We start from the raw sequence: 6,653 nt of genomic DNA on the forward strand, positions 1-6,653 counted from the left end.
ACTGACGCCGGGGCACCGGCAGGGGAGCAGTGACGTCGGGGCACCGACGCCGTCGCCCCGAGTGGGTCTGGTGAGGGGTGAGGGGCGGCCCGCCGGCACGCAGCGAGGGGGCCCGGGCTGTCCCGGACCCCCTCGGCGGTTCAGGGGTGGTGTGGAGGTCGGCGTCAGTCCTGGGTGGTGACGCCCGCGTCCATCTTGTAGTCCTTGGACTCGACCATGAGGTAGGTGCAGATCACCGAGATCGAGGAGAGGACGGCGAGCATGATGCCGACGCTCATGCTGTCGCCGGCCGCGACGAACCGGGCGGCGATGAGCGGCGGGATGGCCCCGCCGAGGACACCGGCGAGGTGGTAGCCGAGGCCGGCGCCGGTGTAGCGGTAGCGGGCCTTGAACATCTCCGGGAGTGCCGCGCCGGCCGGGCCGTAGGCGACACCGAAGATGCACAGCGTCCCCATGAGGCCGAGGACGTAGAGGCCGGTGATGCCCGAGTCGAGCATCGGGAAGAGCAGCAGCGACCAGACGACCGCGAGGACGCAGGAGATCATGATGACCTTGCGGCGCCCGATCTTGTACGACCACATCGCCGAGGCGGCGATGCACAGCCCGAAGAAGATGGCCGCGAGGATGCCCATCGTGAGGACGAACGGCATCGAATAGCCGAGGTGCTTGGTGGCATAGCTCGTGAGGAACGAGGTGCCCATGTAGAAGAGGGAGAACAGCGAGGCGAGTGCGCCGCCCGCGATGAGGATCTCCTTCCACTGGTAACGGATCGCGTCGAGGAACGGCAGCTTTCGCTCGGGATCCTGACCGAGGTTGCGTTCGGCCTGCTTGAACACCGGCGTCTCGTCGACGGCGAGGCGGATCCACAGCCCCACGATGACGAGCAGCGAGGAGAGGAGGAACGGAATGCGCCACCCGATGGTCATGAAGAAGCTGCCGGCGTCGGTGCGGTCACCCTGGGTGAAGATGAGGAAGGTGAGCGAGGAGAGGAAGAACGCGAAGGCCGGGCCGAGCTGAGGCCACATCGCCATCATTCCGCGCTTGCCCGCGGGGGCGTACTCCGCGGTGAGGAGCGTGGCCCCCGCCCATTCACCGCCGACCGCGAAGCCCTGGAAGAACCGCGCTGCGACGAGCAACGTCGGGGCCCAGATGCCGATTCCGTCGGAGGCGAACCCGAATGCGCCGGTCGAATAGCCGGGGAGCAGGCCGATGCCCACGGTGGCGATACCCATGATGAGCAGCGTCCACACGAGGGTGCGCTTTCGGCCGATGCGGTCGCCGTAGTGGCCGAAGACGATGGCGCCGACAGGGCGGGCGAAGAACGCCACCGCGAACGTGGCGAACGACTGGAGCACCGCGGTGTTGGGGTCGGACTGCGCGAAGAAGATCGTCGGGAACACGAGCGCGGCGGCCGTGCCGAAGATGAAGAAGTCGTAGAACTCGATGGTGGTGCCGATGGAACTGGCGGCGGCCACTCGTTTCAGTGAGACCTTGCGAGGGGCCGGTGCGGCCTCCTTCTCCTAGTCGAACAGCTCTTTCGGGTTCTCGGCCACGAGAACGGATTCCGACACGTCTGGTGCCCTTTCGTCGGGGTGCGTGCGACGACGGTGTCGCGACCGGCGTGATCGACGTCTCCGGCTGCACCAATGGCTATGACGATCGCCGAGAAGTCCGCCCGCCGAAAGGGTGCACGCGGCGGGTGGGCCGAATGTGCGACGGCACGACCGATGCCGCCCGTGAGCGGGAAGCTGAACGGTCGCTGAGACCGACGAGCGGCCCTCAGCGGGCGCGTCGAGAGGTACGGAGCGAGGGGGAGGAATCCATGCCCGCCAGGCCGTTCCACGCGAGGTTGACGAGGTGGGAGGCGACCTCCTCCTTGTCGAACTTGGGGGAGTCGAGCCACCACTGGCCCGTGAGCGCGACCATGCCGACGAGCATCTGCGCGTACATCGGCGCTGCGGCCGGGTCGAGGTCGCGGGCCCGGAACTCGGCGGCCAGGATGTGTTCGACCTGGCTCGCGACGTCGCTGATGAGCGAGGCGAACGACCCCGTCGACTGGCCGGTGGGGGAGTCGCGCACGAGGATGCGGAATCCCTCGCTCGAGTTCTCGACGTAGTCGAGGAGGGCGAGGGCGGCCCGTTCCAGGAGGGCCCGGGCGTGGGCGCGACCGTCGAGCGCCCCGGTGATCGCGGCGAGGAGGGTCTGGATCTCGCGGTCGACGACGACGGCGTACAGCCCCTCCTTGCCTCCGAAGTGTTCGTAGACGACCGGCTTGGACACCCCGGCGCGGGCGGCGATCTCCTCGACCGTGCTCGCCTCGAATCCCTTCTCCGCGAACAGGGCCCGCCCGACCTCGATGAGTTGTTCACGGCGCTCGCGCCCCGTCATGCGGGTGCGTCCCCCGGCCGTCCGGCTCATCGCGCCGCCTCCTCCTCGCACGTGGTCGGCTCACGCTGCGAACGAGGCCATCATGCCCGGTCGCCGCGACCGGTGGAGTGACCGGCCGCGGGACGGACCTCAGTCCCGGTGCGGCAGACCCACGTCGACCCCCATGCGGTCGCGCAGCTCCGCGGGGTCGCAGCCGTAGGTCTCGCGGATGAGCGTCCGACCCTCCTCGATGACGAACACCGCGTCGGGGGTGTAGATCCGGGAGACGCAGTCGCGGCCGGTGGCGGGGAACGTGAGCTCCGGGACGATCTTGCAGCTGCCGTCCTTGGCGAAGAGCGTCATCATCACCCACGTCTGTCGGGCGCCGATGGCGAGGTCCATGGCCCCACCCACGGCCGGGATCGCGTCCGGCGCCCCCGTGGACCAGTTGGCGAGGTCGCCGTTCGTCGACACCTGGAAGGCCCCCATGACGCAGACGTCGAGGTGTCCGCCGCGCATCATCCCGAAGGAGTCGCCGTGGTGGAAGTAGGAGGCGCCGGGGAGCTCGGTCACGGGGATCTTGCCCGCGTTGATGAGGTCGTCGTCGACCTCCTCCCCCCGCGCCTCCCGCCCCATGCCGAGCATCCCGTTCTCCGTGTGGAGGGTGACGTTCTGCTCGGGACGCAGGTGGTTGGAGACGCTCGTGGGCTGGCCGACGCCGAGGTTGACGAAGGAGCCCGGTTCGATGTCGCGGGCGATGAGGCGCGCCAGGTCGTCCTTCGAGAGCGGGGTCCGTCGTGAGGGTCGCTCGCCCGTCGAGACGTCGGCGAGCGCAAGGGATTCGGACATGTCAGGCCTCCTTCGGGGTGGCCGAGTCGGGGATCTCGACGAGGGTGTCGACGAAGATGCCGGGGGTGATGACGATCTCGGGGTCGAGCCCGCCGACCTCGACGATCTCGCTCACCTGGACGACCGCGCGGCCGGCAGCCGTGCACATCACCGGCCCGAAGTTGCGGGCGGTCTTGCGGTAGACGAGGTTGCCGGCGCGGTCGGCGCGGTGTGCCTTGACGAGGGCGACGTCACGGGCGATGGGGGCCTCCAGCACGTACCCGCGACCGTCGATGACGCGGGTCGCCTTGCCCTCGGCGAGCGGCGTGCCGAAACCGGTCGGCGTGAAGAAGCCGCCGATCCCGGCACCACCGGCGCGGATGCGCTCGGCGAGGGTGCCCTGCGGGACTAGTTCCAGTTGGATCCTCCCGGCCCGGAACGCCTCGTCGAAGTGGTGGCTGTCGGACTGACGCGGAAAGCTGCAGATCATCTTCGCGACCTTGCCCGCCGCGATGAGGGACGCCAGGCCGACGTCGCCGTTGCCGGCGTTGTTGTTGACGACGACGAGGTCGGTGACGTCGCGATCGAGGAGGGCCTCGATGAGCTCGACGGGCTGGCCGGCCTTGCCGAAGCCGCCGATGAGGACGGTGTCGCCGTCCTTGATGCAGTCGACGGCCGCAGCCGCGGAGTCGGCGAACGAGCGGGGCATCAGGACTCCTTCGTGGTGGTCGGGGTGACGTTCTCGAGGACGACGGCGAGGCCCTGGCCCACGCCGATGCAGATGGCCGCGACGCCCCACCGTCCGCCCTCGTCGACGAGGCGACGGGCGAGGGTGCCGAGGATGCGGGTGCCGGACGCTCCCAGGGGATGACCGATGGCCACCGCGCCACCCCAGGCGTTGACCCGGGCGGGATCGACGTCCCAGGCGTCGAGGCAGGCGAGGGACTGGGCGGCGAACGCCTCGTTGAGTTCCACCGCGTCGACGTCGGACCAGCGGACCCCGGCTCGCCTCAGCGCCCGGTTCGCGGCCTCCACCGGGGCGTATCCGAAGAACTGCGGTTCGTTGCCCGCGGCGGCCCGTCCGGCGATCCGGGCCAGGGGAGCCCGGCCGAGCCGCTCCGCGCCGCGCTCGTTGCCGAGCCAGCAGGCACTCGCCCCGTCGGAGAGCGGGGAGGCGTTGCCGGCGGTGACGGTCCCCCCCTCCCGGCGGAACACGGGCGGGAGAGCGGCGAGGGTCTCGGGGGTGCTGTCGGGGCGGATGCCCTCGTCGCGGGTGAGGGCCTCGCCGCGTCGCGGCGCGGGGCCGGGGACGACGAGGTCGTCGTAACGGCCCTGCTCCCACGCCTGGCCGGCGAGCCGGTGGGAGTGTGCGGCGAACTCGTCCTGGCGTTCGCGGCTGATGCCGTGCCTCTCCCGGAGCTGCTCGGTGGCCTCGCCGAGGGAGACGGTCCAGGTCGGCGGCATCGCCGGGTTGACGAGCCGCCACCCCAGTGCCGTGTTGGCGGCCTGGAGGTCGCCCGTCGGGTAGGGGCGTTCGGTCTTCGGGAGCACCCAGGGGGCGCGGCTCATCGATTCGACCCCGCCGACGAGCACGAGATCGGCCTCGTCGCAGTCGATCTGGCGTGAGGCGATGATGCTCGCGTCGAGGCTGGACCCGCAGAGACGGTTGACGGTGGTGCCGGGGATCTCCACGGGCAGGGACGCGAGCAGGGTGGCCATGCGGGCCACGTTGCGGTTCTCCTCGCCCGCGCCGTTGGCGTTGCCGAGGATCACCTCGTCGATGTGGGCGGGGTCGAGGTCGGGGGCGCGGCGCACGGCCTCGCGGACGACGTGGGCGGCGAGGTCGTCGGGGCGGATCCCGGCCAGGCCGCCGCCGTACTTGCCGAACGGCGTGCGGACGGCGTCGAGGACGTAGGCGGTCATCGGGTCTCCTCGCTGGGTCGCAGGGTGGGGGGCGGGTCGCCGGAGGGGTCCTCCAGCAGAGAGATGAGCAACTCGGCGGTGGCCGCCGGATCCTCGGTGGGGGCGAGGTGGGCCACCCCGGGCAGGGTCACGCTGCGGCCTCGCCGCACATCGCGGGCGATCCGGTCGGCGAGGGCCGGGGGAGCGACCTGATCGTCGGCTCCCGCGACGGCGAGGACCGGATCGGTGATCCTGCCGAGGTCCGCACTCACGTCGTAGTCGGCGAGAGCCTCACAACAGCGCGCGTAGGACTCGGCGTCCACGCCGGGGAGCGCCTCGAGCAGGCCCCCGGCCGCCTCGGGCTGGGCGGCGACGAACCCCGGGGCGAACCAGCGTTGTTCGGAGCCGGCGACGACGGCGGCCGTGCCGTGCTCGCGGACGAGGGCCGCCCGTTCGTGCCAGGCCGACGGGGTACCGAGCGCCGCGCCGGAGCAGAGGACGGCGAGCGCCGCGAACGTCCCCGCGTGTCGCAGACCGAGTTCCAGTCCCGTCGCCCCACCGAGGGACACCCCTGCGTGCACGGCGTAGGGGGCGTCGATCGCGGCGGCGATCTCGGCGACCGCGTCGGCCAGGTCGGCGACGGTGAAGCCCCGCTGCGCCGTGGGGCTGTTCCCGTGGCCCGGGAGATCCCAGACCACGATGCGGGCGCGCTCCCCGAGGAGCGGGACGACCGGTGCCCACAGCCGTTCCCCGCCCGTGCCGAGGGAGGGACCGAGGAGCACCAACGGCCCGTCGGCCTCGCGCAGCGTGGTGGTCGTGAGCGAGGGGAACATGCCTGGCCTTTCTGACGGGGTGGCTCCGCCGCGTCGGTGCGCGGCAGGGGTGGTGCGGGTGGGGCGGCGGGGGACTCCGGGGCATGGCCGCGGGCGCGGCGGGCGCGGCGGGCGCACGCGTCGTCGGGGGGTCCCAGGGGTGCACTAACCTGGGATCCGGGGTGCGTGTGCACCTCCGATCCCCGGTTGGTCTGCTGGCAGGGCCCGCCTGACTTTGAATCAGGACAAGCGACGTAGGTTCGATTCCTACCCGGGGAGCCGGCCTACTCGGCGTGCACGTCGCTGGGGTGGGTGGCCAGCGGCGTGACCTCGATGCTCATGTAGGGGAACAGCGGCAGGCCCCAGAGGATCTCGTGGAGACGCTCGTTGTCCTTCACGTCGAAGATCGAGATGTTGGAGTACTGGCCGACGCACCGCCAGATGTGGCGCCACTCGCCACCCCGCTGCAGCTCCTGGCTGTAGGCCTTCTCGGTCGCGATCGTCTCGGCCCGGACCTGCGGGTCCATGTCGTGGGGGATGGCGACGTCCATCTTGACTGCGTAGAGCACGGCTGCTCCTTCTGTCGGTGGTCGAGCGGAGGGGGAGGGGCCGTCCGTGGGGAGGGGAGGCCCCGGACCCGGGCCGTGGGACCCGGGTCCGGGCGCAGGCCTGGTGACAGCGGTGTTCTCAGCCCTGATCCACCGTCCTGATTCTGTGGCGTTGTGGCGGTGAATTCTGTTGATC

The 6,653-nt window shown here is 71.1% G+C and carries 7 protein-coding genes and 1 tRNA gene; 1 reads left to right on the forward strand and 7 read right to left on the reverse strand.

Annotation, left to right across the window (positions count from 1 at the left end):
• Positions 1 to 164 precede the first annotated feature (164 nt).
• The 6 genes from RT054_RS16100 to RT054_RS16125 all read right to left on the reverse strand — a co-directional run bounded on the left by RT054_RS16100 (position 165) and on the right by RT054_RS16125 (position 5,930).
• A complete protein-coding gene (locus RT054_RS16100; RefSeq protein WP_313025571.1) occupies positions 165 to 1,475 on the reverse strand; it encodes an MFS transporter in 1,311 nt (436 codons plus the stop codon).
• 304 nt (positions 1,476 to 1,779) lie between these two features.
• The gene (locus RT054_RS16105; protein ID WP_312722047.1) at positions 1,780 to 2,418 is read right to left on the reverse strand and encodes a TetR/AcrR family transcriptional regulator; all 639 of its coding nucleotides are present in this window, start codon (positions 2,416 to 2,418) and stop codon (positions 1,780 to 1,782) included.
• 99 nt (positions 2,419 to 2,517) lie between these two features.
• Positions 2,518 to 3,216, reverse strand: coding sequence for a CoA-transferase (locus RT054_RS16110; RefSeq protein WP_313025573.1), 699 nt, complete (start codon positions 3,214 to 3,216; stop codon positions 2,518 to 2,520).
• A gap of 1 nt (position 3,217) precedes the next feature.
• Positions 3,218 to 3,904, reverse strand: coding sequence for a 3-oxoacid CoA-transferase subunit A (locus tag RT054_RS16115; protein ID WP_313025576.1), 687 nt, complete (start codon positions 3,902 to 3,904; stop codon positions 3,218 to 3,220).
• On the reverse strand, positions 3,904 to 5,118 hold the full coding sequence (locus tag RT054_RS16120) for a thiolase family protein (RefSeq protein ID WP_313025578.1): 1,215 nt from the start codon (positions 5,116 to 5,118) through the stop codon (positions 3,904 to 3,906). Before RT054_RS16120 ends, RT054_RS16115 begins: the two co-directional genes overlap by 1 nt.
• Positions 5,115 to 5,930, reverse strand: coding sequence for an alpha/beta fold hydrolase (locus tag RT054_RS16125; protein WP_313025580.1), 816 nt, complete (start codon positions 5,928 to 5,930; stop codon positions 5,115 to 5,117). The genes RT054_RS16120 and RT054_RS16125 overlap by 4 nt, the downstream gene beginning before the upstream one ends.
• A 179-nt stretch (positions 5,931 to 6,109) precedes the next feature.
• Between RT054_RS16125 and RT054_RS16130 the strand changes: the two genes are divergently transcribed.
• A tRNA-Gln gene (locus RT054_RS16130) sits at positions 6,110 to 6,188 on the forward strand.
• Between the two features lie 5 nt (positions 6,189 to 6,193).
• Here the strand turns inward: RT054_RS16130 and catC are convergent.
• On the reverse strand, positions 6,194 to 6,478 hold the full coding sequence (catC, locus tag RT054_RS16135) for a muconolactone Delta-isomerase (RefSeq protein ID WP_313025582.1): 285 nt from the start codon (positions 6,476 to 6,478) through the stop codon (positions 6,194 to 6,196).
• Positions 6,479 to 6,653 lie beyond the last annotated feature (175 nt).

The sequence above is a fragment of the Mobilicoccus sp. genome (assembly GCF_032060985.1).
In the GTDB taxonomy this organism is placed as follows: Bacteria; Actinomycetota; Actinomycetes; order Actinomycetales; family Dermatophilaceae; genus Mobilicoccus.

Coding starts and splice junctions, on each gene's coding strand:
- RT054_RS16105 (WP_312722047.1), bottom strand. CDS start 2,418: ATGAGCCGGACGGCCGGGGGACGCACCCGCATGACGGGGCGCGAGCGC.
- RT054_RS16110 (WP_313025573.1), bottom strand. CDS start 3,216: ATGTCCGAATCCCTTGCGCTCGCCGACGTCTCGACGGGCGAGCGACCC.
- RT054_RS16115 (WP_313025576.1), bottom strand. CDS start 3,904: ATGCCCCGCTCGTTCGCCGACTCCGCGGCTGCGGCCGTCGACTGCATC.
- RT054_RS16120 (WP_313025578.1), bottom strand. CDS start 5,118: ATGACCGCCTACGTCCTCGACGCCGTCCGCACGCCGTTCGGCAAGTAC.
- RT054_RS16125 (WP_313025580.1), bottom strand. CDS start 5,930: ATGTTCCCCTCGCTCACGACCACCACGCTGCGCGAGGCCGACGGGCCG.